General features: G+C 63.9%; 26 protein-coding genes. 18 read left to right on the top strand and 8 right to left on the bottom strand.

Annotated elements, in window-relative coordinates:
* The first annotated feature begins 2 nt into the window (after positions 1 to 2).
* The 13 genes from murD to B9A19_RS12850 all read left to right on the top strand — a co-directional run bounded on the left by murD (position 3) and on the right by B9A19_RS12850 (position 14,782).
* A complete protein-coding gene (gene murD / locus B9A19_RS12910) occupies positions 3 to 1,400 on the top strand; it encodes a UDP-N-acetylmuramoyl-L-alanine--D-glutamate ligase (RefSeq protein ID WP_084091207.1) in 1,398 nt (465 codons plus the stop codon).
* On the top strand, positions 1,397 to 2,584 hold the full coding sequence (gene ftsW / locus B9A19_RS12905) for a putative lipid II flippase FtsW (RefSeq protein ID WP_084091206.1): 1,188 nt from the start codon (positions 1,397 to 1,399) through the stop codon (positions 2,582 to 2,584). Before murD ends, ftsW begins: the two co-directional genes overlap by 4 nt.
* Positions 2,581 to 3,651 carry an undecaprenyldiphospho-muramoylpentapeptide beta-N-acetylglucosaminyltransferase gene (murG, locus tag B9A19_RS12900; protein WP_084091205.1) on the top strand — a complete coding sequence of 357 codons (1,071 nt, stop codon included), beginning with the start codon at positions 2,581 to 2,583 and terminating at the stop codon, positions 3,649 to 3,651. Before ftsW ends, murG begins: the two co-directional genes overlap by 4 nt.
* Complete coding sequence (gene murC / locus B9A19_RS12895; protein WP_084091204.1) at positions 3,648 to 5,039, top strand: UDP-N-acetylmuramate--L-alanine ligase; 1,392 nt, start codon at positions 3,648 to 3,650, stop codon at positions 5,037 to 5,039. Before murG ends, murC begins: the two co-directional genes overlap by 4 nt.
* A gap of 8 nt (positions 5,040 to 5,047) precedes the next feature.
* Complete coding sequence (locus B9A19_RS12890) at positions 5,048 to 5,956, top strand: D-alanine--D-alanine ligase (protein ID WP_084091235.1); 909 nt, start codon at positions 5,048 to 5,050, stop codon at positions 5,954 to 5,956.
* Between the two features lie 176 nt (positions 5,957 to 6,132).
* Positions 6,133 to 6,879 (top strand): cell division protein FtsQ/DivIB, encoded by a 747-nt coding sequence (locus B9A19_RS12885; RefSeq protein ID WP_084091203.1) that lies wholly within the window; start codon positions 6,133 to 6,135, stop codon positions 6,877 to 6,879.
* 103 nt (positions 6,880 to 6,982) lie between these two features.
* Positions 6,983 to 8,215, top strand: coding sequence for a cell division protein FtsA (gene ftsA, locus B9A19_RS12880; RefSeq protein WP_217807057.1), 1,233 nt, complete (start codon positions 6,983 to 6,985; stop codon positions 8,213 to 8,215).
* Between the two features lie 41 nt (positions 8,216 to 8,256).
* Positions 8,257 to 9,426, top strand: coding sequence for a cell division protein FtsZ (gene ftsZ / locus B9A19_RS12875; RefSeq protein ID WP_084091201.1), 1,170 nt, complete (start codon positions 8,257 to 8,259; stop codon positions 9,424 to 9,426).
* 239 nt (positions 9,427 to 9,665) lie between these two features.
* Positions 9,666 to 10,580: a UDP-3-O-acyl-N-acetylglucosamine deacetylase gene (gene lpxC, locus B9A19_RS12870; RefSeq protein ID WP_084091234.1), complete on the top strand. Its 915-nt coding sequence runs from the start codon at positions 9,666 to 9,668 to the stop codon at positions 10,578 to 10,580.
* 3 nt (positions 10,581 to 10,583) lie between these two features.
* Positions 10,584 to 10,766 carry a hypothetical protein gene (locus B9A19_RS12865; protein WP_084091200.1) on the top strand — a complete coding sequence of 61 codons (183 nt, stop codon included), beginning with the start codon at positions 10,584 to 10,586 and terminating at the stop codon, positions 10,764 to 10,766.
* Positions 10,766 to 11,488, top strand: coding sequence for a 16S rRNA (uracil(1498)-N(3))-methyltransferase (locus B9A19_RS12860; protein ID WP_084091199.1), 723 nt, complete (start codon positions 10,766 to 10,768; stop codon positions 11,486 to 11,488). The genes B9A19_RS12865 and B9A19_RS12860 overlap by 1 nt, the downstream gene beginning before the upstream one ends.
* A 279-nt stretch (positions 11,489 to 11,767) precedes the next feature.
* Complete coding sequence (gene msbA, locus B9A19_RS12855) at positions 11,768 to 13,504, top strand: lipid A export permease/ATP-binding protein MsbA (protein ID WP_084091198.1); 1,737 nt, start codon at positions 11,768 to 11,770, stop codon at positions 13,502 to 13,504.
* Between the two features lie 228 nt (positions 13,505 to 13,732).
* On the top strand, positions 13,733 to 14,782 hold the full coding sequence (locus B9A19_RS12850) for an FUSC family protein (RefSeq protein ID WP_084091197.1): 1,050 nt from the start codon (positions 13,733 to 13,735) through the stop codon (positions 14,780 to 14,782).
* On the opposite strand, the gene B9A19_RS12845 is transcribed toward B9A19_RS12850, so the two are convergent.
* Entirely contained in the window at positions 14,764 to 15,549 is a 786-nt protein-coding gene (locus B9A19_RS12845; RefSeq protein WP_084091196.1) for a hypothetical protein, read from the bottom strand. The two genes, B9A19_RS12850 and B9A19_RS12845, sit on opposite strands and share 19 nt — an antisense overlap.
* Before the next feature lie 117 nt (positions 15,550 to 15,666).
* Here B9A19_RS12845 and B9A19_RS12840 point away from each other — a divergent pair, with 117 nt between their 5' ends.
* From B9A19_RS12840 to B9A19_RS22595, 4 genes are all read left to right on the top strand, one after another.
* Positions 15,667 to 16,413: a helix-turn-helix domain-containing protein gene (locus tag B9A19_RS12840; protein ID WP_084091195.1), complete on the top strand. Its 747-nt coding sequence runs from the start codon at positions 15,667 to 15,669 to the stop codon at positions 16,411 to 16,413.
* Complete coding sequence (locus tag B9A19_RS12835; RefSeq protein WP_139798821.1) at positions 16,410 to 17,045, top strand: DUF2238 domain-containing protein; 636 nt, start codon at positions 16,410 to 16,412, stop codon at positions 17,043 to 17,045. The genes B9A19_RS12840 and B9A19_RS12835 overlap by 4 nt, the downstream gene beginning before the upstream one ends.
* Complete coding sequence (locus tag B9A19_RS12830; protein ID WP_217807056.1) at positions 17,033 to 17,218, top strand: DUF3147 family protein; 186 nt, start codon at positions 17,033 to 17,035, stop codon at positions 17,216 to 17,218. Before B9A19_RS12835 ends, B9A19_RS12830 begins: the two co-directional genes overlap by 13 nt.
* A gap of 280 nt (positions 17,219 to 17,498) precedes the next feature.
* Positions 17,499 to 17,651, top strand: a complete 153-nt coding sequence (locus B9A19_RS22595; RefSeq protein ID WP_505579036.1) for a hypothetical protein — start codon at positions 17,499 to 17,501, stop codon at positions 17,649 to 17,651.
* Between the two features lie 4 nt (positions 17,652 to 17,655).
* On the opposite strand, the gene B9A19_RS12825 is transcribed toward B9A19_RS22595, so the two are convergent.
* On the bottom strand, positions 17,656 to 19,122 hold the full coding sequence (locus B9A19_RS12825) for an aminotransferase-like domain-containing protein (protein ID WP_245804340.1): 1,467 nt from the start codon (positions 19,120 to 19,122) through the stop codon (positions 17,656 to 17,658).
* A 129-nt stretch (positions 19,123 to 19,251) separates the two neighbouring features.
* Here B9A19_RS12825 and B9A19_RS12820 point away from each other — a divergent pair, with 129 nt between their 5' ends.
* Positions 19,252 to 19,605: a hypothetical protein gene (locus tag B9A19_RS12820; protein ID WP_084091193.1), complete on the top strand. Its 354-nt coding sequence runs from the start codon at positions 19,252 to 19,254 to the stop codon at positions 19,603 to 19,605.
* Between the two features lie 21 nt (positions 19,606 to 19,626).
* Here the strand turns inward: B9A19_RS12820 and B9A19_RS12815 are convergent, their stop codons facing one another.
* The 6 genes from B9A19_RS12815 to B9A19_RS12790 all read right to left on the bottom strand — a co-directional run bounded on the left by B9A19_RS12815 (position 19,627) and on the right by B9A19_RS12790 (position 26,050).
* On the bottom strand, positions 19,627 to 20,202 hold the full coding sequence (locus tag B9A19_RS12815; RefSeq protein WP_084091192.1) for an RBBP9/YdeN family alpha/beta hydrolase: 576 nt from the start codon (positions 20,200 to 20,202) through the stop codon (positions 19,627 to 19,629).
* Positions 20,202 to 21,041, bottom strand: coding sequence for an EAL domain-containing protein (locus tag B9A19_RS12810; protein WP_176216921.1), 840 nt, complete (start codon positions 21,039 to 21,041; stop codon positions 20,202 to 20,204). The genes B9A19_RS12815 and B9A19_RS12810 overlap by 1 nt, the downstream gene beginning before the upstream one ends.
* A gap of 221 nt (positions 21,042 to 21,262) precedes the next feature.
* Positions 21,263 to 21,901, bottom strand: coding sequence for a peroxiredoxin (locus B9A19_RS12805; RefSeq protein ID WP_084091190.1), 639 nt, complete (start codon positions 21,899 to 21,901; stop codon positions 21,263 to 21,265).
* A gap of 69 nt (positions 21,902 to 21,970) precedes the next feature.
* Positions 21,971 to 22,981, bottom strand: a complete 1,011-nt coding sequence (locus B9A19_RS12800) for a sulfate ABC transporter substrate-binding protein (RefSeq protein WP_084091189.1) — start codon at positions 22,979 to 22,981, stop codon at positions 21,971 to 21,973.
* A gap of 86 nt (positions 22,982 to 23,067) precedes the next feature.
* Positions 23,068 to 23,448: a 2Fe-2S iron-sulfur cluster binding domain-containing protein gene (locus tag B9A19_RS12795; RefSeq protein ID WP_176216920.1), complete on the bottom strand. Its 381-nt coding sequence runs from the start codon at positions 23,446 to 23,448 to the stop codon at positions 23,068 to 23,070.
* Positions 23,429 to 26,050, bottom strand: a complete 2,622-nt coding sequence (locus tag B9A19_RS12790; protein ID WP_084091187.1) for a putative bifunctional diguanylate cyclase/phosphodiesterase — start codon at positions 26,048 to 26,050, stop codon at positions 23,429 to 23,431. Before B9A19_RS12790 ends, B9A19_RS12795 begins: the two co-directional genes overlap by 20 nt.
* Between the last annotated feature and the right edge of the window lie 10 nt (positions 26,051 to 26,060).

Raw genomic sequence — 26,060 nt, 5'->3', positions numbered from 1 at the left:
CGATGCCCTATTCGAACCAACACGTCATCGTTATCGGCCTCGGGGAAACCGGGCTGTCTGCCGCGCGCTGGCTCAGCCGCCACGGCGCACGTGTGACGGTGGCCGACAGCCGGGACAACCCGCCCAACCTCGACGCGCTGCGCGCCGAGGTACCGTATGCGGTGGTGCGCGCCGGCAAGTTCAATGCCGAAACCTTTGCCGATGCCGACCTGCTGGTCGTCAGCCCGGGTGTGCCGCTGTCCACGCCGGAAATTTCCGCCGCCATTGCGCGTGGCGTGCCGTACGCGGGTGATGTGGAGCTGCTGGCGCGCGAACTCAAGCGCAGCAACAGCGCGGCCAAGGTGATTGCCATTACCGGCTCCAACGGCAAGTCGACCGTCACCACCATGGTTGGCCAGATGTGCGAGGCTGCCGGCCTCAAGACCGCTGTAGCCGGCAATATCGGCCTGCCGGTGCTTGATGCGCTGACGCAAATGCCCGATGCCGACGTGTTTGTGCTGGAGCTGTCCAGCTTCCAGCTTGAAACCACGCACACCCTGGCACCGGATGCCGCCACCGTACTCAACCTGTCCGAGGATCATCTCGATCGCTACGACGGCATGAGCGGTTATGCCGCTGCCAAGGCGCGCATTTTCAACGGTAACGGCACCATGGTGCTCAACCGTGAAGACAGCTACTGCCGCGCCATGGCGCAGGACGGCCGCTCCGTCGTGTGGTTCGGCCAGGATGCACCGCGTGCTGCGGACGAATATGGTGTGGTCGACGTGGCTGGCAATGCCCAGCTGCAGCTGGGCGCATCGGTCTTGATGGCGGCATCAGAGCTGCCGGTCGCCGGCCTGCACAATGCCGTGAACGCACTGGCCTCGCTGGCGCTATGCAAGGCCATCGGTCTGCCGACCGGCCCGCTGCTGGCTGCGCTCAAACACTTCAAGGGCCTGCCGCATCGCGTCGAGTTCGTCGCCGAGGTGGCTGGCGTTGCCTATTACGACGACTCCAAAGGCACCAATGTCGGCGCGACCGAAGCAGCACTCAAGGGCATGACGCACCCGGTGGTGCTGATTGCCGGTGGCGATGGCAAGGGGCAGGACTTCCGTCCACTGCTGCCCGCGTGCGAGCGTATCTGCCGCGCCGTGGTACTGATTGGTCGCGATGGACCGCAAATTGCCGAAGTGCTCAACGACGCACAGTCGGCGCTGGTGCACGCCAATGACGAAGGCGAGGCCTTCCTGCCGGTGCTACAGGTGCCCACGCTGGAAATGGCCGTGGACATGGCAGCCAACCTGGCCGAGCCGGGTGATGTGGTGCTGCTCAGCCCCGCTTGCGCCAGCCTCGACATGTTCCGCAACTATGCACACCGCGCGCAGGTATTCATTGAGGCGGTGAAGGCGTTGCAGCCATGAAAGCACTCTTCTACCAGGCCCTCAAGCGCGCCCGCCCCAGCATGAACGCCTATGATCAGGCGCTGCTGTGGGGCGTGCTGCTGCTGCTCGCCTTTGGTCTGGTGATGGTGTATTCGGCATCGATAGCAATGGCCGAGGTCGACAAGGACACTGGCTACCGTGCCACCTATTTCCTGATCCGCCACGCGATCTTCCTGACCGTGGGGCTGGCAGCCGGCTTTGCCGCGTTTACCGTGCCCACCAAGGCCTGGCAGCAATATGCGCCGGCACTGTTCATCGTTGCCGTGATCCTGCTGGTGATGGTGCTGATCCCGCACGTCGGCCGCGAGGTGAATGGCTCCAAGCGCTGGCTGTCGCTGTTCGTGGTCAACCTGCAGCCGTCCGAGCTGATGAAGTTCGTTGCCTGCATTTATGCCGCCGACTACACGGTGCGCAAGGCCGCGTTCATGGGCGGCAATTTTGTCGAGAGCATCACCAAGGGCCTGCTGCCCATGTTGGCGGTGATGCTGGTGGTCGGTGGTCTGCTGCTGCTGGAGCCGGACTTCGGTGCGTTTGCGGTGATTACCGCCATCACCATGGGCCTGCTGTTCCTGGGCGGCTTCAACTGGCGTTTGTTTGCCGGCCTCGTGGTGCTGCTGGCCGTCGGCTTTGTCGGGCTGGTATCGAGCTCGCCCTATCGCCGGGCGCGTGTGCTGGGCTTCCTCAACCCGTGGGACGACCCCTACGGCAAGGGTTACCAGCTGTCGCACTCGCTGATCGCATTCGGCCGTGGCGAGTGGCATGGCGTGGGCCTCGGCGCCAGCGTCGAGAAGCTCTCCTATCTGCCCGAAGCGCATACCGACTTTTTGATGGCCATCATTGCCGAAGAGCTGGGCTTCATCGGCGTGGCCTTCGTGGTGCTGATGTTCGGCTTTATCGTGTTCCGCGCCTTCATGATCGGCGTACAGGCTGCCAAGCTGGATCGCGCCTATCAGGCGCTGGTGGCGCAGGGCATTGCGATCTGGATCGGCGTGCAGGCGGTGATCAATATCGGCGTGAACATGGGCCTGATGCCCACCAAGGGGCTGACCCTGCCGCTGCTGTCCTTTGGCGGCTCGGGCATTGTGGCCAACCTGCTGGCGCTGGGCGTGCTGCTGCGCATCGACTATGAAAACCGGCAATTGATGCGGGGGTATGGCCAATGAGCACATCCCGTACCCTGCTGATCATGGCCGGTGGCACCGGCGGCCACATCTTTCCCGCACTGGCGGTGGCGCAAGCCGTGCGCGCCAAGGGCTGGAAGGTGGTGTGGCTGGGCGCGCAGGGCGCCATGGAAACCCGCATCGTGCCGCAGCATGACATCCCGCTGGAAACGCTGGCGATTACCGGCGTGCGCGGCAAGGGCCTTGCCAGAAAGCTGGTACAGCCGTGGGTGCAGCTCAAGGCGCTGTGCAAGTCGTTCAGCGTGATCTTCCGCCATCGCCCGGATGTGGCGATCGGTTTTGGCGGCTTTACCGGCTTTGCCGGGGGGCTCGCCACGCGCTTGCTGTGGCTGCCGCTGGTGGTGCACGAGCAGAACTCGGTGGCGGGGCTCACCAACAAGACACTGGCAAAAATCGCCAGCCGCGTGCTGTTTGCCTTCCCCAGTGCCTTTCCGGCGCGTGACGGTTGCGTGGGCAACCCGGTGCGCGGCGAAATCACCGGCCTGCCCGAGCCGCTGGCCCGCTTTGCCGAGCGTAGCGGTGCGCTGCGCCTGTTGGTAGTGGGCGGCAGTCTGGGGGCACAGGTATTCAACGAACAGGTGCCCAAGGCGCTGGCGCTGTTGCCGGCCGAGCAACGCCCGCAGGTCATCCATCAGGCCGGCGAAAAGCATATCGAGGCGCTCAAGGCCAACTATGCCGCTGCCGGCGTGGATGCAGAGTGCGTGGCCTTCATCGGCGACATGGCCAATGCCTATGCCGACGCCGATTTGGTGCTGTGCCGTGCCGGCGCGCTGACCGTGGCCGAGCTGGCCTGCGTGGGGGCTGCCAGCGTGCTGGTGCCTTTCCCGTCGGCGGTGGACGACCACCAGACCGGCAATGCGCGTTACCTGAGCGACGCAGGCGCGGGCCTGCTGTTGCCGCAAGCGCAGTTCAGTGCCGAGCGTTTTGCCGCGCTGCTGCGTGAAACAGATCGTGCAAGTTGCCTTGCAATGGCCGAACGGGCCCGGCAACTTGCCAAGCCTGACGCAACCCTAAGCGTTGTGCAGGTGTTAGAGGAATTGGCAGCATGAAACACAAAGTCAAACGCATCCATTTTGTCGGTATCGGTGGTGTGGGCATGAGCGGCATCGCCGAGGTGCTGCTCAACCTCGGCTTCGAGGTGTCCGGCACCGATCTGGGCAGCAACGCCACCACGCAGCGACTGGCTGCGGCGGGTGCGGTCGTGCATCAGGGCCACGCGGCCGAATACGTGCAGAACGCCGACGTGGTGGTGATTTCCAGCGCGGTGAAGGATGACAACCCCGAGGTGATCGAAGCGCGCAGCCGCAAGATTCCGGTAGTGCCACGCGCCATGATGCTGGCCGAGCTGATGCGCCTCAAGCAGGGCATTGCCATTGCCGGCACGCACGGCAAGACCACCACCACCAGCCTGACCGCGTCGATTCTGGAAGCGGCTGGCCTCGACCCCACCTTCGTGATCGGCGGCAAGCTGCACGCTGCCGGCTCGAACGCGCGGCTGGGCAGCGGTGATTTCCTGGTGGCCGAGGCGGACGAGAGCGATGCGTCCTTCCTGCTGCTGTCGCCGGTGATTTCGGTCGTCACCAATATCGATGCCGACCACATGGACACTTATGGCCATGACTTCGAGAAACTGAAGCAGGCCTTTGTCGATTTCCTGTACCACCTGCCGTTCTACGGCCGTGCCGTGCTGTGTGTGGATGACCCGGTAGTGCGCGAAATCCTGCCGCGCGTCACCAGCCCGGTGACCACCTACGGCACCAGCCCGGATGCCATGTTGCGCGCCGAGAACATCGTCGCTGCCGACGGGCAGATGCGCTTTGACGCGGTGTGGGAAAACGGCGAAACACGCCGCATTCCGGTCGTGCTCAACATGCCGGGCATGCACAACGTGCTGAATGCCCTGGCCGCCATTGGCAGCGCGCTGGAAGTCGGTGCGCCCGAGGCAGCCATCCAGAAAGCCTTGGCCGAGTTCCAGGGCGTGGGTCGGCGTTTCCAGCGCTATGGCGAAGTGGCGCTGGCCGCAGGGGGCAGCTACACGCTGGTCGATGATTACGGCCACCACCCGGTTGAAATGGCCGCCACGCTGGCTGCCGCGCGCGGCGCTTTCCCGGGCCGCCGGCTTTTGCTGGCCTTCCAGCCGCACCGCTACACGCGCACGCGTGATTGCTTTGAAGACTTCGTAAAGGTGCTCAACACCGTCGATGGCTTGCTGCTGGCCGAGGTTTACGCCGCAGGCGAAGCGCCCATCGTTGCGGCCGATGGCCGTGCACTGGCGCGCGCCGTGCGTGTGGCGGGCAAGGTCGAGCCGGTATTCGTTGAACAAATCGCCGACATGCCGGCTGCGATCGCAGCGGTGGCACAGGACGGCGACGTGTTGATCACCATGGGGGCCGGCTCTATCGGCGGCATCCCGGCAAAACTGGTGGCAGGTGTCTGAAGATGGATATGAAACAGAAATACGGCAAAGTTGCAGTGCTGATGGGCGGTTCGTCCAGCGAGCGCGAAGTTTCGTTGATGAGCGGCGGCGGCGTGCTGACCGCGCTGCTGGATCGCGGTGTCGATGCACACCCGTTTGACCCGAGCGAAAGGCCGCTGGCCGACCTCAAGCGTGAGGGCTATGACCGCGTGTTCCTCATCCTGCACGGCCCGTTCGGCGAGGACGGCACGGTGCAGGGCGCACTGGAGGTACTGGGCCTGCCCTACACCGGCTGTGGCGTGCTGGCATCGGCCATCGGTCTCGACAAGCTGCGCACCAAGCTCTTGTGGCAGGCCCTGGGCCTGCCGATTCCGGCTTTCGAGCTGGTGAATGCGGCCAGCGATTTCGACGCCATCGAAAAGAAACTGGGCCTGCCGCTGTTCGTGAAGCCGGCCACCGAGGGTTCCAGCGTCGGCGTGATCAAGGTCAAAGAAGCAGGCGGCCTGCGCGCCGCGTTTGCCGAGGCCAGCAAGTACGACAAGCTGGTGATTGCCGAGCAATTCATCGGTGCGGGTGAATACACCGCCGCCGTGCTGGGCGAGCAGGTGCTGCCCTTCGTGAAAATCGAGCCGGCCACCGAGTTCTACGACTACGAAGCCAAGTACATCCGCGACGACACCAAATACCTGTGCCCGGCACCGATTCCGGCCTGGGCGTCGGCGCAGATTGCCGAGGACGTCAAGAAGGCGTTCTGGGTGATCGGTGGCAAGAGCTGGGGTCGTGTCGATTTTCTGATGGACGAAGCCGGCAAGCACTACCTGCTGGAAGTGAATACCGCACCGGGCATGACCAGCCACAGCCTGTTCCCCATGGCTGCGCGCGCGGTCGGCCTGAGCTACGAGGATCTGGTGTTGCAGATCCTCGATACAACACTGTGAAACGGGACAAAAAGGAACAATGAAAAAAGTAGCGAACGGGCCTTGTCAGAACGTAGCGAGCGATCGCGGAACAAGGAGTCAGCAGCGCAGCCACCGCAACGTACATGAGTACGTGAGGATGGCGAGCAGCGCACGACGCTGTAGCGCGGTCGCGCAGTAGTTCTGGCGAGGCACGTATGTGGGATAAGCCGCAACTCTTGCTCTGGTTTGCCAACCTGTTGACCGCGCTGGCGGTGCTGTTGCTGTTCTATTCACTGCTGTTCCTCGGCGTGCATTCGCCGCTGTTCCCGATCCGGGGCATCAAGGTGGATGGCGAGCTGAGCCACGTGACGCGCGAGCAGCTGCAGTACGTGATCAAGAACGAGCTGAAAGGCACTTTCTTCACGCTCGATCTGGACAAGACGCGCGGCGCGTTCGAGAAGCTGCCCTGGGTGCGTCAGGTGAGCGTGCGCCGCCGCTGGCCGGACCGGCTGGAAGTGAGCATCGAAGAACACAAGGCGTTTGCGCGCTGGAGCAATGTGTCGCTGGTGAACACCTTCGGTGAGCGCTTCGATGCGGCCAGCAATGAATCATTGCCGGTGCTGGAAGGCCCGGATGGCAGCGAGAAGCAGATGGTCGATGGCTATCGCCAGTTGCAGGCGGTGCTGAGCCCGCTGCAGAAGAGTGCCACGCATCTGTGGTTGTCGCCGCGCCGGGCGTGGCGGCTGGAGCTGGATCACCAGCTGATTGTGGAAGTAGGGCGCGATGATGCTGTCGCGCGCGTGCAGCGTTTTGCCGAGGCGTATCCGAACTCGCTGGCGCTGATCGCCGAGAAGCACCCGTTTGAATACGTCGACCTGCGCTACCCCAACGGGTTTGCCGTACGCCTGCCGGGCTATCAGCCCGCCGAGCCGGCCAAGGGCAAGAAACCGGGGAAGGCATGATGACGTACAAAACGGTACATAAGAATTTAAGGAAAACGCAACAAAACCGTAGGTTGAGTGTGTTTTTTCAAGCAAAATATCAAGTATTGTAAAGAGGTTGTCAGTGACTAGAGACGCAAAAAACCTCATCGTCGGCCTCGACATCGGCACCTCCAAGGTGGTGGCCGTGGTGGCCGAGATTCAGGATGACGGCTCGCTCAACGTCGTCGGCATGGGCACGTCCGCCAGCAAGGGGCTCAAGCGCGGCGTAGTCGTCGATATCGAGAAAACCGTTGGTGCGATCCAGGCTGCGCTGGGTGAGGCCGAATTGATGGCGGACTGCAAAATCCGCGAGGTATACACCGGTATCGCCGGCAGCCACATCAAGGGCATCAATTCGGACGGCATGGTGGCGATCAAGGACAAGGAAGTCACCCAGGCCGACGTCGATCGTGCGATCGAAACCGCCAGCGCGGTCAACATCCCGACCGATCACCAGGTGCTGCACATCCTGGCGCAGGAATACATGATCGACGGCCAGGAAGGCGTGAAAGAGCCGCTGGGCATGTCGGGCGTGCGCCTGCATGTGAACGTGCACATCGTGTCCGGCGCGGTCAGCGCGGTGCAGAACATCACCAAGTGCGTGCGCCGCTGCGGGCTGGAGATCGCCGAGGTGATCCTGCAGCCGCTGGCGTCGGCCAATGCGGTGTTGACCGAGGACGAACGCGATCTGGGCGTGTGCCTGGTCGATATCGGCGGCGGCACCACGGATATCTCGGTGTTCATGAACGGCGCCATCCGCCACACGGCGGTGATCCCCATTGCGGGTGACCAGGTTACCAACGACATCGCCATGGCGTTGCGCACGCCGACGTCCGAGGCCGAGAACATCAAGCTGCAGCACGGCGTGGCGCTGCGCCACATGACCGACCCGCAAGCGATGATCGAAGTGCCGGGCGTGGGCGAGCGCGGTGCACGGCAAATGAGCCGCCACACGCTGGCCGAAGTCATCGAGCCGCGCGTTGAAGAGTTATATGGCCTCGTGCAGGCCGAGCTGCGCCGCTTCGGTTTCGAAGACCGGCTATCGAGCGGCATCGTCATTACCGGCGGTGCGGCGCTGATGCCGGGCATGACCGAGCTGGCTGAAGAAATCTTCCACATGCCGGTGCGTATTGGCTTGCCCAAATACGTTGGCGGCCTGGCGGAGGTGGTGAAGAACCCGCGTTATTCGACGGCAGTGGGCCTGCTGTTGCTGGCGCGGGAGCAGTACCAGAAAAATCCGACCGGGCGGCAAAGGGACGGGTCGTTCGGCGACATGCTGGGCCGCATGAAATCGTGGTTCCAGAACAACTTTTAATCAGTAAAGCAGTAGCAATATCGGGTCAGAGGAGAATCAAAATGGCATTGACGATTGAAGTTCAAGAGGTTGCACATCACGTCAACATCAAGGTCATCGGTGTGGGCGGTGCAGGCTGCAACGCAATCAACAACATGATCGAGCACGCGATGAGCGGCGTGCAGTTCATTTCCGCCAACACGGACGCACAGGTGCTCAAGCTGTCCAAGGCGCAGGATGTGGTGCAACTGGGCCACGACCTGACCAAGGGCTTTGGCGCCGGTTGCAATCCGGACATCGGCCGTGCGGCCGCTGAAGAAGATCGCGAGCATATCTCCGATCTGATCAACGGCGCCGACCTGCTGTTCATCACCGCCGGCATGGGCGGTGGCACCGGCACCGGCGCTGCGCCGGTGATCGCGCAGGTCGCGCGTGAAAAGGGCATCCTGACCGTCGGCGTGGTCACCAAGCCGGGTCTGGACGAAGGCAACCGCCAGAAAGTGGCGCAACAGGGCATCGACGAATTGAGCCGTTATGTCGATTCGCTGATCGTCGTCTCCAACCAGAAGCTGGAAGAAGTGCTGGGTGAAGACGTCACCATCGACGAAGCGTTCCGCGCTGCCGACGATGTGCTGCGCAACGCGGTGGGCTCCATCGTTGAAATCATCAACTACCCGGGCCTGATCAACGTCGACTTTGCCGACGTGAAGACCGTGATGCGCGAAATGGGCATGGCGATGATGGGTTCGGCACTGGCCTCCGGTTCTGACCGTGCCGTGGTCGCCACCGAAGAAGCGATCCGTTGCCCGCTGCTGGACAACATCAACTTCAAGGGCGCCCGTGGCGTGCTGGTCAACTTCTCGGCCAGCCGTGGCACGCTGAAAAAGTCGGAAATCCGCCAGGCGCTGGAAATCATCGAAGCCGGTGTGGCCGATGGTGCGCTGGTCAAGCACGGTGTGGTGTATGACGAAAGCCTGGGCGACGAGATCCGCGTGACCCTGGTCGCCACCGGCCTGAACGGCAAGGGCAAGCCCGAGCTGTCCGTCGTGCCGACACAAGCGCTCAAGACCGGTACCGATCATGCTGTGGGCTTCAACGCCGAAGACTACGACACGCCGGCCATCTGGCGTTCGCGTCGCGGCGCTGCACCGGCTGCCGAGCCGGCTGCCCGCCCGGCGGTGTCGAACATCGACATGGATATTCCGGCCTTCCTGCGTCGTCAGGCTGACTGATACGCGGCATGCCCCCGCGACCGGCGCACCCGCAGCGCGCCGCAAACCGGACGCCGACCCCGTCCGAGTGTGCGGCTGCGCGCAGAGCCTGCCGGCGTGGAATGCAGTGCGGCTATCGTGAACATTGCAACGATCAATCCAGTCGATGACCCGCGGCTGCTAGAATCGGAGCAGTTCAAAGTTTGAGCCGCACTGCCGGCGGCAGCCGGATGGCTGCGCCGGGGCGGAAGGAAAAGACCATGTTTTCGCAACGCACCCTGAAGAGCGCCGTGCGCGCGGTTGGTGTCGGCCTGCACTCGGGCGAGCGTGTCACGCTCGTCATGAAGCCGGCACCGGTCGATCACGGCATCGTGTTTGCCCGTAGCGATCTGCCCGGATCGCGCCTCTTCAAGGTGGGGCCCGACCTCGTCAACGACACGCGTCTCTCCTCTACGCTGGTCGATGGCGAGGTACGCGTCGGCACCATCGAGCACCTGATGTCCGCCTTTGCCGGGCTGGGCATCGACAACGTGCTGGTGGAAGTCGACGCGCCCGAAATGCCCATCATGGATGGCTCCGCCGCGCCGTTCATTTACCTGATCCAGTCGGCCGGCATCGTCGACCAGCCGGCGCCCAAGCAATTTGTGCGCGTGCTCAAGACCGTCGAAGTGGTCGAAGGCGACAAGTGGGTGAAGCTGGAGCCGCACAACGGCTACAAGATTTCGCTCACCATCGACTTCCAGCATCCGGCGTTCAAGAAATCGGCGCAGACGGTGGTGCTGGATTTCGCCAACACCAACTACGTGTCGGAAATCTCGCGCGCGCGCACTTTTGGCTTCATCCATGAAGTCGAATACATGCGCATGCATGGTCTGGCGCGTGGCGGCAGCATGGAAAACGCCATCGTCATCGACGAATACCGTGTGCTCAACGAAGGCGGCCTGCGCTTCGAGGATGAATTCGTACGCCACAAGGTGCTCGATGCAATCGGCGATCTGTACATCCTCGGCCAGCCGCTGATTGCCGCGTTCTCCGGCTACAAGAGTGGGCACGCCATGAACAACAAGCTGCTGCGCGCGCTGCTGGCCGACAAGAGCAACTACGAGCTGGTCAGCTTTGACAAGCGCGAAGCCGTACCCAGCGCTTTCCACGATCTGCCGCCGCTGACCATCTGAGCCATGTTCGCCATCGTCCGGCTGTTGTTCATCATTGCCGTGGTCTGGCTGGGCTATGCCGGGGTGAAGTACCGCCGCAGCGGCGACCGCTTCTGGTGGCGCATGATACTGATTACCATCTGGGTTTTGCTGGTGCTGCTCGCTGTTTTGGCAGGCTGGCTCATACTCGACAGGTTGGCGCACTGATGCCCCGTTTCTATCTCGATCAACCCTTGCAGGCTGGCGCCGGTCTTGGCCTGCCCGAAGGCGTGGCACGTCACGTGCAGGTGCTGCGCATGCAGCCCGGCGAAACCATCACGCTGTTCAACGGACAAGGTGGCGAATACAGCGCCACCATCACCGCCATGGGCAAGAAAACCGTCGATGTGCAGGTGGGCGAGCACCAGGCCGCAGAGCGCGAATCACCGTTGCAGCTGGTGCTGGTGCAAGCTGTGTCGGCCTCCGAGCGCATGGATTACACAATTCAGAAAGCCACCGAGCTGGGTGTGACGCGTATCGTGCCGGTGTACAGCCAGTACTGCCAGCAACGCATGAGCGGCGAGCGCGCCGACAAGCGCCTGGCGCATTGGCGCGCCGTGGCACAGGCCGCGTGCGAGCAATGCGAGCGTACCCGTGTGCCGCAGATCGATGCGGTGATCGCGCTGGACAAATGGCTGGCGCAGCCGCTGGACGCCGCGCTCAAGCTGTTGCTGTCGCCAGCTGGCGCGATACGCGCTGCTGAACTGCCCGCTGCTGCAGCCAGCGCCGCCGTGCTGGTCGGCCCGGAAGGTGGATTGTCGCCCGACGAAGAAGCCGCTGCGCGCGCCGCCGGTTATCAGCCCATCATCCTCGGCCCGCGCATTCTGCGCACCGAGACCGCTGGGCCGGCCATGGCGGCGATCCTCCAGGCAAGATACGGCGACTATTGAGCGCCGCGCCTTTTTGACTTGCCACCAGTTTGGCGAGCATGCTGCATCAGGAACCCGGCCAAGCCGGGTTCTTGCCGTTTGCTGCTGGCGAAACAGCGGCGCGACCTGCTCGATTCCACACCCCCCGCCCTCGCCGCCGCGAGGGAGCCTCGCTGTCGCTCGTTAGCGGAGCCAGCCGCATTCGGATGGCCCTGCGCGGCATTTTGACCGTGATTCCCTCCACGGCCGGTGCGGTCGGGCGGCTATAATCCGGACTTGGCATCCTCCGCGTGATACCGCATGAACAGTCGTCAGCTTTACCTGCGCCTCCTGGGCGAAATCAAACCCTATTGGCGGGTGATCCTGGTTACCATCTCCTGCATGGCGGTGGCTGCACTGGTTGACGGCGCGCTGCTCTCCCTGCTGCAGCCGCTGGTGGACAAAACCCTCTCCAAAGATGCGCTGGTGCGCAGCGCAGTGTGGGTGATGCCGGCGCAAATCCTTGTGCTGGCCGTGCTGCGGCTGGGTTCCAACTTCGGTAACGAATACACCAGCACCTGGTTGTCGGCACGAGTGATGCACGATTTGCGCGAAAAAATGTTCGGCCGCTACATGCGGCTGCCCACGCGCTATTACGATCAATCTTCCGTCGGCGTGCTGCTGTCGCGCGTGACCTACGACGTGAACCAGATCATGGAAGCCGGGGTGCAGACGCTCACGGTGTTCTGCCGCGATTCGATTGCCACTGCAGTCTATCTCAGCATCATGTTGTATCAGGACTGGCGGCTGACCTTGCTGTGCCTGTTCCTGCTGCCCGGCGTGGCAGCCAGCATCGCCATTGTCGGCAAACGGCAGCGCCGCATCTCGCGCGAGACACAGGCGGCCATGGGCGACATGACGCGCATCCTCGACGAGAGTCTGGCCGGCCAGCGCGTGGTCAAGCTGTTTGGCGGCATCAGCTATGAGGAAGGGCGCTTTTCGCTGCGCAACCGTGGCGTGAAGAATCTCAGCACCAAGCAGGCGGCGACAGCAGCGCTCAACTCGGGCGTGATCATGCTATTGATCGGCATCACGCTGGCGGTGATCGTCTACTTTGCCAGCCTGCGCGCGCAGGCGGGTGGCCTGACCCCCGGCGCGTTCATCGTGTTCATGACGGCGATGATGGCGCTGCAGCAGCCGATCAAGAACATCACCAAGATCAACCAGGTGATGCACCGTGGCCTGGCTGCCGCCGAGTCGGTGTTCGCGGTGCTTGATCAGGACATCGAACAGGACAAGGGCCAGACCCCGCTGGCGCGCAGCGAAGGCCGCATCGATTTCGACCACGTGTCGTTCCAGTACGGCGACGATGGCAAGCTGGCGCTGGACGATATCAATCTGTCGGTGGCGCGCGGTGAAACCATCGCGCTGGTCGGCAGCTCGGGCAGCGGCAAGACCACGCTGGCCAATCTGCTGCCGCGTTTCTACGAGCCAAGCGGCGGTGCCATCAAGCTCGACGGCGTGGCGCTGCCCGACTACAAGCTGGCTGACCTGCGCCGCCAATTCGCCGTAGTCAGCCAGGATGTGGTGTTGTTCAACGACACCGTGGCTGCCAATATTGCCTATGGCGACCCGCAGCCCGATGCTGCCCGCGTGCGCGCCGCAGCCGATGCGGCCTTTGCCACCGATTTCATCGCTGCCATGCCCGAGGGCTTTGACGCCATGCTGGGCGAGAACGGCGTGCGCCTGTCGGGCGGGCAGCGCCAGCGGCTGGCGATTGCGCGCGCCATCTACAAAAACGCACCGGTGCTGATCCTGGATGAAGCCACCTCGGCGCTGGATACCGAGTCCGAGCGCAAGGTGCAGGCCGCGCTGGAAAACCTGATGCAGGATCGCACCACCATCGTGATTGCGCACCGCCTGTCCACCATCGAAAACGCCGACCGCATCGTGGTGATGCGGCGCGGCCGCATTGTCGAGACCGGCAGCCATGCCGAGCTGCTGGCGCATGGCGGCGCATATGCGCAGATGCATAAGGTGCAGTTCGCCGAGGGGTGAGCGCCGGTGTACCTTTGGCTGTCATCTTTGGCGCAACCGGCATCAAGCACCCGGCAAAGCCGGGTACTCACTGGATATGGCAGGTGAAACAGCGACTCTCCCTGATTGATTCCACACCCCGCGTCCTCGCCACCGCGAGGGCGCCTCGCTGCGCTTCTCCGTGGCACGGGTTGGCGCTTGGCAAATCAGGTATCCGGGTATTGGCAGGTTCTTAAAAGGACGGTTGCATTGCGCTTACCCCTGCACCTGTTTGAACTCAAGCCCACCACCAATCCGTGGCGCAAGGCGTGGTGCTCGGCGCTGGCGGTGGGGCTGCCGGCGCTGCTGGCAATCTGGCTGCAGCAGCCGGCCGGCATCCTGTTCGGTGCGCTGGGTGGCCTCTATGCCACGCTGATCGACTTTGGCGCCACCTTTCGCCACCGTGTGACCTCCCAGCTCACTGGCGCGCTGCTCATCCTCGCCTGCGGTGCGTTTGGCGTCTACATGGGCCGGCACGAGGCATGGATATTGCCCCTGCTGGCGGCGCTCACTTTTGGCATCGGCTGGCTGGACGGCAATGACCTGGCGCTGGAAACCATCTTGCGGCTGGCTGCGCTGGTGCTGCTCATTTATGCCTACACGCCGGGCTTTCCGCTGTCGGCGGTGCCCTATGTGCTGCTGGGTTTTGCCATTGGTCTGGCGGTGACCGGGCTGGACAGCCTGCTGTGGCAGCGGGCCGACAGCAGCCATCGCGGCCTCAAGCTCGGGCTGGTGCGCATTTTGGCCGGGCGCAATGCCGGCCTGCCGCACGCGCTGTGTTTTGCCTTTACCTGCACCACGGCACTGGGCCTTGCGCTGGCGCTGGAGTTCCAGCGCCCGGCCTGGATTGCCGCCGTCACCCTGTTCGTACTCAAGCCCGACGGGCCGGACAGCCTGCGCCGGCTGCTGCAGAATGCGGTCGGCACCTTGGCAGGGGTGCCGCTGGCGTGGGCAGTGGTGCGCTTCAGCCATGATCCACGCCATCTGCTGCTGGCTGTGGTGCTGCTGGCCTTTCTGCGGCCGCTGGGCATGGCGCGCAATTACTGGGTGCACACGGCGGCGATGACCGCGCTGGTGCTTATCCTGCTCGACATCGTCTGGCTGCCCAATGGCGGCGACATCAGCCTGCTGCGCGTGCGCGTGATCGATGTGCTGGTCGGCTCGGCCGTGGCGCTGGTGGGGTTGATGATTTTCAACGCTGCTGCACGCCGGCATGTGCTCAAGCGCATTGCCGCAGATGATCAAGCAGGTCTGGGATAGCCCAGACCCCGCGCTTCGGCAGTGCCGGCGCGTGCAATCAGCCGGCCGACAATGATGGCCGCCGCAAGTGCAGCCAGCAGGTGCTTGAGGGTATGGCCGCTGACCATGTCCGTGGCCAGCAGGATGGGCATATCGGTCAGTTCTGCCGCCTTGGCCAGCACATAGCAGCCCAGCGCCAGCCCGAATGCCTTGAGGTCGGCATGCGAGCGGCTGCTCCACTGCCACAACGGCACCAGCAGCAGCGGCATGCCCTGCAGCAATAGATAGGGGCGCAGGTCTGCCGTTTGGGCCCACCATGCCACGCCGGCCACACCGAACGCGGTCAGCCCCAGCAGCGCTGCCAGCGCGGCAAAGGCGCTTACCGGCTGCGTTTCGGCATACACCGCAGCCAGCAAGCCGGCGCAGGCCAGTGCGATGGGCAATCTGTCCCACACCAGTCGGTGGTCATCCGGCGCCAGGTGATACCAGCTCGACCCGGCATAGGTGGCCAGCAGCGCCAGCAGGAACAGCAGCCACGCCGGCCAGCTGCGCGCCAACACGCCGTGCTGGCGTAGTGGCCACAGCCGCAGCAGCCCCCACAGCCCGACCAGTGCAAACGGCAGGTTGGACAGCACGTCGGCCGCGTGCGGCAGCCCGCCCCAGCCGCGCTGGTCGGCAAAGTCGTGATAGTGCTGAAACTGCGCAATCGGGCCGTGCCAGAGCAGGGCGATGGTGATCAGGGCAATTAGCGGGCCGGGCAGTGCGCGGGCAAGGTGGTGGAGCTTCATGGGCGGTTGGTCTCGTTATGGATGCCGCCAGCATTGCAGATGCCGCTGTCGTGGAAAACCTTGCCCGGCAAGGTCGCAGCATTTAGGCTGGCAGGTATCAAATCCTGATACTTTGCGATGAACGAAACCCGTCGGCTGCTCGATACGCTCAAGCTGCGCTTCAAGGCGCGCGGCCTTACCTACAAGCAGGCCGCGCTGCAGCTGGGCGTGTCCGAGCCCACGCTCAAGCGCATGTTCAGCGGCGACAGCATCGCCGTCGACCGGCTGTGCGCGCTGGCCGCGCTGGTCGATTACAGCCTGGCCGAGCTGGTAGCCGAGAGCCAGCAGCAGGGCGTGGCGCTGCAACAGCTCAGCGATGCGCAAGAGGCGCAGCTGGTGGGCGACCCCCGCTTGCTGCTGGTGGCCGTGCTGGCGCTCAACCATTGGCGCATGGCCGAAATCGTGGCCACCTATGCGCTGAGCGAACCCGAATGCATTGCCAAGCTGCTGCAGCTTGATCGCATCGGCCTGATTGCGCTGCTGCCGGGCAACCGCATCCGCTTGAATATCGCACGCGATTTCGACTGGCGGCCCGATGGCCCGATACGCCGCTATTTCCGCGCCGAGGGCCGGCCGGATTTCCTTGATGCCGACTTCCACGCCGACAGCGAACAGATGCTGTTCGTGCACGGCATGCTCAGCGAGGCCGCAGCGTTGCAGTTCAAGCACAAGCTGCAACGGCTGCGGCAGGACTTTGCCGAATTGCACCGCGAAAGCCTCAGCCTGCCGCTGGCGCACCGGCGCGGCACCGGCGTGCTGCTGGCCATGCGCGAATGGGAGCCACAGGCCTTTGCCGCATTGCGCCGGCCGGAGGGCACGGCATGAGGTTGCTGCCGTCGTATCGTGCGACCACCGTGTTCATGCTGCTGGTATTCCTTGCCAGCTGGATCAAGCCGCTGTGGCCGGTGGAGCAGGCGCTGCACAGCTCGCTCACCGTGCTCGGCTTTGCGGCACTGTGGTGGTATCGCCGCCGTTATGTGCTGAGCGAGCGCGACTATCTGCTGATTGCCGTGTTCATCGCCACGCACTGTATTGCCGCGCGCTGGCTGTATTCCAACGTGCCCTATGATCACTGGGCGCAATCGGCGCTGGGTGTGTCGCTCAACCAGCTGCTGGGCTGGCAACGCAACAACTTCGACCGGCTGGTGCATTTTCTGTACGGCTTCTGCCTGACACCGCCGATTGCCGCGCATGTGGTGCAGCGCTATCGGCAGAGCGGGCGCTTTGCCTTTGGCGTGGCGATTACCGCCATCATGGTCACCAGCCTGTGGTACGAATGGTTCGAGTGGCTGATCGCCGTCACCCTCTCGCCAACACAGGCCGAGGCCTATAACGGCCAGCAGGGCGATATGTGGGATGCGCACAAGGACATGCTCACTGCCACCCTGGGCAGCCTGCTGTGGTGGCTGCATTACCGCCGCCAGCGCGGCACAGCGGAGGCAGCATGTACTACCTGATCATCAAATACGGCATCACTGCCGCCGTCGTGGTGCTGGTGTCGGAATTTGCCAAGCGCAGCGACCGGCTGGGTGCGCTGATTGCCTCGCTGCCGCTGGTGACGGTGCTCACCTTGTGCTGGCTGTATCTGGAAAAACAGCCCGCCGACAAGATTGCCAACCACGCGTACTAGGGCCTGTTAACACTTATTTCACGCTTGCGTTCGGGGTAGTTCGGGATGGAGCGCAAGGCGCAGAACGCGCCGCGGTACGGGTACCGCAAGCGGTTTGCAACGCAGCGAACCGCCCGAAATACCCCGCACCCGCAGGGCTGGGCCGCAAAGAGGCCATCTACGGCGTTACGCGCCTTGGCAATAACCGGTTATTGCCTGCGTTGCGTGCCTTGTAGCTGACCTCTTTGCGGCCCAGCGTAAGCGCGAAATAAGTGTTAACAGGCCCTAAACCTTCTGGTACGTGGTGCCGACCTTGCCGATGTTCTTGCTGTTTCCGTGGCTGATGCAGCGCTGGGGTTTTGGCGTGGCGCTGGCCGCCAGCGTGGTGATCACCATGCTGTGCTTTGCGCTGTTTGCCTTGCTGGTGCGGCGCTGGGGCATCATGCTGTTTTGAGCGCTCAAGCGCGCTCGACGATGCTTGCCAGCGTGCGTATCGCCTGGTCCAGCTCGCGGGTGAACGGCTGGCCGCAGCTGATGCGCAGGAAGTGATCGAAGCGGTTGAGGTTGGAGAACATCAGCCCCGGTGCAATGCGGATGCCGGCCTGCAGCGCGGCATCGAACACCGCGTCGGACGAGCGCTGTGCCGGCATTTCCACCCACAGCGCCAGCCCGCCATCCGGCACGGTGAGGCAACTGCCGGCGGGGAAGTAGCTGGCGATGGCATCGGCCATCTGTTCGCGCTGCTCGCGCAGGCGGGCGCGCAGCCGGCGCAGGTGGCGCTCGTAGGCGCTCGATGCCATGTAGTCGGCGGCGGCGATCTGCGGCAGTGCCTCGTTGGGGCGTGATTGTGCGTACTTGAGCATTTCCACCCTTGCCTGCCAGCGCCCGGCGCTGATCCAGCCCAGCCGCATGCCCGGCGCGAGGATCTTGTGCAGCGATGCGCAGTAAATCACGTTGCCGCTGTGGTCCCACGCCTTGATGGCCGACAGCGGCACATCGCTATTGCCCAGCGCCGAATAGGTATCGTCCTCGATCAGCGCGATCTGCTGGGCCTCGCACCACTGCACCAGCTTCTGTTTGTGGCTGTCCGGCATGATGCTGCCCAGCGGGTTCTGCAGATTGGGCACCACCACCACACCCTTGATATTGGGGTAGGTCTGCGCCGCCAGATCGAGTGCCTCCAGTGAAATGCCGGTTTGCGGGCTGGTGGGGATTTCCAGCGCGCGCAGGCCCAGGCTTTCGAGGATTTGCAGCAGGCCATAAAAGGTAGGCGATTCGACCGCGATCACGTCGCCCGGCTGGGCAATGGCGCGCAGCGCCAGGTTCAGTGCTTCCACGCAGCCTTGCGTGATGATGATCTCGTCGGCACCGATATTGATGCGTGCATCCAGCGCGCGCCGCGCCAGCACGCTGCGGAAGGTGGCGTCGCCGTGCAGCGGCACTGCCCGGCCGAACAGGTCGGGGTGGTTGCGCAGCCCGCGTATGGCCGCATTGCGCAGCGCTTCGTACGGATACAGCTCGGGCGCGCCGACCGCACCGGAGAAATTGGTGTGCACCTGCGCCGCCTGCCCGCGCGTGAGGATGTCCGATACGCGCGCATGCACACCAACGAACTGCGCCGGGTCGGGCGTGGTGCATTGCGGCTCGCGCGCCGGGGTCAGCGTGCTCTTGGCCGGCTTGCGAATGAAATAGCCCGAGCGCGGCCGCGCTTCCAGCACGCCGCGGCTTTCCAGGTGGCGGCACATCTGCAGCGCGGTCGATAGCGAAACCTGATGCCGCGCCATCAGCACGCGGATCGATGGCATGCGCTCGCCGGCATTCAGGGTGCCGGCTTCGATGGCGTGCAGGTAGTGGCTGGCGAGCTGGCGATAGAGCGGTGCGGTATCCATGCCCCATTGTGCGCCAGCCAGCGGTGCAGAACACATACAGATGGTGCATAACTGCATCGAAACAGATGGCCGGTGCTGTGCTTGTTGTGGCTGCTGTTTCGCATCCTTGTGCCTGTTGGCGCGGGCGGTGATTTTTTAAGCTGGGGGCACGTCAAGGAGGTTGATATGACTACCCCCATCCAAGCGCAACAACTCCAGCTGGCTGCAGGCCAGACGCTGCATCTGCAAGCCCGGCGCGGTGCCGTGCTGCATGTGCATGATGGTGAACTCACACTGGCCGAGCCGACCATCTGGCTGTGCAGCTACGCCATGCGGCCACAGCGCCGGCTGCGCGCCGGCTGCGTGCATGTGTTGCCGGAAAGCGGCTGGATCACGCTGATGGCCGACCACAGCACCACGCTGTCGGCACGCGGGCTGAAAGAGCCATCCGGCGCGGGCTGGCTGGGCAAGGCCGTGCGCTGGTTGATCGGGCGTTTGCCGGGCGCGGCAGTGCAGGCCCGGCCCTGCCGCGATGCATAGTGCCCGCGCGGAAACCGGCCCTTACAAAGGCACACGCCGCAGCAATTGCCGCAGCAGCTTCAGGCCCTCCGGCCATTCGCCGTGGCCGGAGTCGACGTTGATGTGGCCTGCGCCTTCCAGCGTATGCAGCTGGCTGCCCCAGACCTCGGCCAGCGTGGTCGCGCGGTCGAGCGAGCAAGCGTGATCGTTGTCGCTGGCCACCAGCAGGGACGGAAAGGGCAGGCGTGCAATCGGCAACGGCAGAAAGCTGCCAAAACTGGACGGTGCATCTTCGCGCGCCACGTCGGCCGGGGCCACCAGCAAGGCGCCGGCCACCTTGTCGCGCAGCCGTGACAGCGCGGCCCAGTGGCCCGTGGTCACGCAGCCCAGGCTGTGTGCCACCACGATGACCTTGCCGCTGGCAGCCGCCACGGCCTCGCCCAGCCCGCGTACCCAGTCGCTGGCGACCGGTTCCTGCCAGTCGCGCTGCTGCACGCGGCCAAAGCGCGGGTATTCGCTGCCCCACTGGGTTTGCCAGTGCTCGGGGCCGGAATCCTGCCAGCCCGGTGCAATCACGATGCTGTTGCCGGCATCCAGCCAGCGTTCAATCAAATCCATCAGCGTGCCCCCAGTTGCGTCGACGAGCCGAAATAGCGCGGCTCGCCCAGATGAAAGCCCTGCACCGCATCGGCGCCGGCATCGAGCGCCAGCTGGTGCTGGGTGGATGTTTCAATGCCTTCGACGATGACTTCGGCCTCCAGCTCGTGCAGCAGCTCCACCAGCTTGGGCAACGCACGGCGCAATGGCGCGGAATGCTCGGCGCGGGCAATCAGCTCACGATCGACCTTGACGATGGTCGGTTCGAAAGTCCACAGCCGGTCCAGATTGGCATGGCGCGAGCCAAAGTCGTCAATGGCAATGCCATAGCCGCGTGCACGGTAGCTCTCGATGGCGGCACGCACCTGGCCCACGCGCGAATCGGGGATCGCATCCTCGGTGATTTCCAGCACCACGCGCTCGGGCGACCACGCCAGGCTGTCCAGAATGCGGCCAAAGGCCTCGCCATGGCGTGATTCCACCTGCACCAGCAGCTGCGGGTGCACGTTGAGGAACAGCCGTGTATCGCCATGCTGGAAGGTGGCGTAGTTGAGCAGGTGCAAGGTGCGGCACAGCCGGTCGAACGCCACCAGTTGCTGGCTGGCCGCGCTGGCAAAAGCCTGCATCGGCGGCAGCGGCCGGCCGCGCGCGGTGGCGCGCAGCAGCGCTTCCTGCGCCACTACTTGCCCGGCGGCATTGAAAATGGGCTGGAACACGCTGGCCAGGTTCAGCCCCAGCGCCTTCACGGTAATGCCGCGCGCCGGGTCTACCAGGAATTCGGCATTGGGCCAGTCTTCCAGTGTCGGCAGCGGAATGGGAACCGGCAATCGGTCCGCCAGATGTTCAGTCAATATGCTCATGGAATGCATCCGGAAGTGAAAAGGCCGGGGTTGCCCCCGGCCCGGCACGTCCTGTCGTCGTCAGCCGCATCATCCAGCCTCAACCCCGCCACGAACGGTAGCGAGGTTGGGAGGAATGAATCGATCAGGGCCAACCGGTGCTTCGCCTGTAACAACAGGTGAGAACCCGGCGCTGCCGGGGTCTTGATACCGGTTGCCTGCAGATCATGGCGGCAAGCAGCTTAGCGGTTCGGTTGCGGCGTCAGGCGCAGATAAGGGCGTACGGCTCGATAGCCTTTGGGAAAGCGCTGGGCGATTTCCGCCTCGTCCTGCAGCGACGGCACGATCACCACGTCGTCACCGTCCTGCCAGTTGGCCGGCGTGGCCACCTTGTAGCCATCGGTCAGCTGCAGCGAATCGATCACGCGCAAAATCTCGTTGAAGTTGCGACCGGTGCTGGCCGGGTAGGTCAAGGTCAGGCGGATCTTCTTGGCCGGGTCGATGATGAACACCGTGCGCACGGTCAGGTTGGCCAGCGAATTGGGGTGGATCATGTCATACAGCTCGGCCACCTTGCGGTCGGCGTCGGCAATGATGGGGAAGTTGACGCGGGTGTTCTGCGTTTCGTTGATGTCGTCTATCCACTTGTGGTGCGAATCGACCGGATCAACGCTCACCGCCAGCGGCTTGGCATTGCGTTTTTTGAACTCATCACCCAGTTTGGCGGTATAGCCCAGCTCGGTGGTGCACACCGGCGTGAAGTCGGCCGGGTGCGAGAACAGCACCACCCAGTGGTCGCCGGCCCAGTCGTGAAAACGGATTTCGCCTTCCGACGATTGCTGGGTGAAATCGGGGGCGGTATCGCCAAGACGCAAGCTCATGATCGGTTTCCTTCGTGGTGGGCGCGGGCACTGCCACTGGCAGTGCCCGCCGGGTGATGAGGTGGTTGATTACTTCTTGGCGGCAATTGCAGCCTGGATCTGGTCAAACACGCCACCGTCGTTGAAGTAGGTGGTCTGCGCCTTGGTCCAGCCACCGAACACATCGTCGATGTCGAACAGCTTCACGTTCGGGAACTGCTTGGCGTACTTGGCGTACACGTCCTTGTCGATCGGGCGGTAGTAATTCTGCGCGGCGATTTCCTGACCTTCCTTCGAGTACAGGTACTGCAGGTAGGCTTCGGCCACCTTGCGGGTGCCCTTCTTGTCCACCACCTTGTCGACCACGGCCACCGGCGGTTCGGCCTTGATCGAGATGCTCGGCGCGATGATGTCGAACTTCTCCGGCCCCCATTCCTTGCCGGCCAGCACGGCTTCGTTTTCCCACGCCAGCAGCACGTCGCCCTGGCCGCGTTCGGCAAAGGTCACCGTGGCGCCACGTGCGCCGGAATCGAGCACCGGCACATTGGCAAACAGCTTGGTTACGTAGTCACGGGCCTTTTCATCCGAGCCGTAGGTTTTCTTGGCCCAGGCCCAGGCAGCCAGGAAGTTCCAGCGTGCACCGCCCGAGGTCTTGGGGTTGGGGGTGATCACCTTCACGTCGGCGCGGATCAGGTCGTTCCAATCCTTGATGCCCTTGGGGTTGCCCTTGCGCACCAGGAAGACGATGGTCGAGGTATACGGCGAGGCATTGTCCGGGTACTTCTTCTGCCAGTCGGCGCCCAGCAAGTGGGCCTTGGTGTTCAGTTCGTCGATGTCGTAGGCCAGCGCCAGCGTCACCACGTCGGCCTGCAGACCGTCCAGCACCGAGCGGGCCTGCTTGCCCGAACCACCGTGCGATTGCTTGATCACCACATCGTCGCCGGTCTTTTTCTTCCAGTACGCGGCAAAGGCCTTGTTGTAATCCTGATAGAGCTCGCGGGTCGGATCGTAGGAGACGTTCAGCAGCTCGATGCTGGCGGCCCAGCCGGAAGATGCGACGGCAGCCAGCGTCAGGGCAGCGAACAATTTGCGATAAGACATTGCGAACTCCGTGTGTATTTGGAATATGAACACGACGGAGTGTGCCAGATGACGTTATATGCAATAAATAATGATGTTTTTTGTTTTTATTCTTTTTGGATATAAATCAACAAATCCGCGCTACAGCGGACGTGGCAGGCCAGACGGGGTGTTTGTTTTTCATCAATTTGCGTCAAATTCGCCGCTGCCGGCAGGTGGCCGTGCCGCACCAGTACATTGCGCTCCATGGGGGTGAGCTGCAACGGCTGACCGCTGCCGGCGTGCTCAAGATGGACCAGGCAGGTGCCGCAAGTGCCCTGCGCACAGCGCCATTGCAGCGTCAGCCGCCCCTGCCGTGCCAGCTCGCGCACCACGTCGATCAGCCGGCTGCCAGCCGGTGCGATGGCGGCCAGTAGCGGCTGGCCGTCGTGGTCGGCAAAGCGCAGCTGCACCGTGGCCGGGCCGGCTTCAGGCGCTGCGGTGCTCACGACTCCATGCCTCGAAAGCGGCCGGCGGCTGCGGCCGGGCAATGTGATAGCCCTGCGCCAGATCGCAGCCCATGCTGCGCAGCACGTCGAGAATCGCGCCATCCTCGACGCCCTCGGCCACCACCTGCAGGCCGAAGCTGTGCGCCAGACCGATGGTGGACTGCACGATCAGCGCATCGGGCTGGCTGGTGACCAGCGGTGCAATGAAGGTGCGGTCTATCTTCAGCACCTGCACTGGCAGGCGTTTGAGATAGGCCAGCGATGAATAACCGGTGCCGAAGTCGTCAATCGCCATGCGTATGCCCAGCCCGTGCAGGCGGGTCAGGCGCGACAGCGCGGTTTCCGGGTCTTCCAGCAGCGCCGATTCGGTGACTTCCAGTTCCAGCAGCGCAGGCGGTACGTTGTGGCGGCGCAGGCTGTCCACCACCAGGCCGACCAGATCGGCGTCGAGCAGATTGCGCGCGCTGATGTTGACCGCCACCGGGATGTTCAGCCCGGCATCGAGCCAGAGTCTTACTTGCGCCAGCGCATGGTCGATCACCCAAGCGGTGAGCGGGCGGATCAGCTCGGAATTCTCGGCCATCGGGATGAATTCGACCGGCGAGATCATGCCGCGCTCGGGGTGCTGCCAGCGCAGCAGTGCCTCGCAGCCGGCCAGTTTGCCGTCGTGTACGTTGACCTTGGGCTGGTAGACCAGCGCCAGCCCGTCTTCGCGTATCGCCTGCGCCAGCTCGCCGTGCAGCGCCAGCCGCTCGGGCGTGAAGCGGTCCATGCCGGCGCGGTAGATGCTGACGTGATGGCGGTTGCGCTTGGCCTCATACATGGCAATGTCGGCGCAGCGCGCCAGCGATACGGTGTCGCTGCCATGCTGCGGATACAGCGCCACGCCGATGCTGGCCGTCAGTTCCAGCGCCAGATTGCCGGCCCACAGCGGCTCGCGGATCACGGCGGCGATGTCGTCGCACGCCTGTGCCAGCGTGCCGTCGTGGCCGTCGTAGGGCAGCACCACCGCCAGTTCGTCACCACCCAGCCGCGCGGTATCGGCGCCATGCTGGCGCACCCAGTCGGACAGCCGCGTACCCAGTGTGCGCAGGATTTCATCACCGGCCTGATGGCCCAAGGTATCGTTGATTTCCTTGAAGCGGTTCAGGTCCAGCACCAAGAGCGCCATCGGCTGCTGCGGCTGGCTGGCGATCAGGCCGTCCAGCCGGCGGCTCAGCCAGTAGCGGTTGGGCAGCTTGGTCAAGAGGTCATGGTTGGCCAGGTATTCCTGCTGTGCCAGGTAGTGCTGTGCCTCGGACACATCACGGATCGCCATCAGCAGCTGGCGTTGTTCGTCATGCTGGAAAGCGTTGAGGCGCACTTCGCTGTCGAAGGGCTGGTGGTTGTCCAGCCGCTGCAACTGCCAGTTGAAGCCGTTGAGTATGCCCTGCGCGGCGGCATCCAGCAGCTCGGCGCCGTGCAGGCCCGAGGGCTGGCCATCGGGCTGCAGCAATGGCGACAGCTCGGCCAGGCTGCGGCCCATCAGCGCGTCGCTGCCGAATACGCCGAACAGCTCGCAGGCGGCATCATTGGCATCGACCACCTTGCCCTTGTCCAGCAGCAGGATGCCGTCATTGACGGTGAGGAACATCTGCCGGTGAAAGCTGCCCTGCTGCACCAGCTGGCGCACAAAGCGCCGCAGCAGGTGCGAGAACAGCGCGATCACGCAGCCCAGAATGAACAGCGAGGTGATGCGCCATTGCAGCCGCTGCCGCCACATGTCGAGGTAAGTGCTGCGGTCAACGCCATAGAAGATGCTGTAGGCGTGCAGCGACGAGGGCGACAGCATGAACAGGCCGCGCCGCGGCTGTGCCGCCAGTGGCCCGCAGGGCGCCTGCAGCAAGGCGCCGAAGCTGTCCTGTTGCAATGTAACCGTCTGGCCCGAGCGTGGATCGTTGAGGGTAGGGATGCACAACAGCAGGCGGCTGTCGTTGCGCACCAGACCGAAGGTCAGGCCCGGGCTGCCGATCAGGCGCCGGTACATTTCGTCAAAGCGTTGCGGCGGCAGCAGCAGGCCCACCACGATGCGATGGCCGTTGCGCAAGGTGTAGTGGCGCAGCACCGGCAGCAGCAAGGGGCCATCGGCCTGCACCTGCAGCGGCAGGCCCAGCGTCTGGCCACCATTGGCCGCCACGGCAGCCTTGATGCTGTCCTGCACGCCCAGCCGACCTTCCAGCCGGCCGGTGCGGTCAATCAGCCACAGTTGCTGCTCGTCCAGCACGAACAGGTGGCTCGATTGCGTGTCGTAGCGCGCGGCGGTGCGCAGCACGTCCAGGTAATCGACGCCGTCCAGCGGGTCGCGGTTGGCGCGCACGGCCAGCTCGGTGCCGATGTTGTCGACGCTGGCCACGCTCTGCGTCATCGTCTGGTCGAACTGCTGGGTGATCAGCCGCGCGGCCGACAGCAAGCGGCGGCGGTATTGCGCTTCGCTTGAGCGGTAGTCATCCCAGCTCTCCCACGCCAGCAAAATCAGCGCCGAGGCGCACAGCATGACGCCGAGCAGCCAGACGTGGCGCCACTGGCGGCGGGTTTGCGAATCAAACAGGCTGGACGACGGCATTTAGTAGTGT

The sequence above is a fragment of the Andreprevotia lacus DSM 23236 genome, assembly GCF_900176275.1.
Taxonomy (GTDB): domain Bacteria; phylum Pseudomonadota; class Gammaproteobacteria; order Burkholderiales; family Chitinibacteraceae; genus Andreprevotia; species Andreprevotia lacus.
This window is presented reverse-complemented; position numbering and strand designations above follow the sequence as displayed.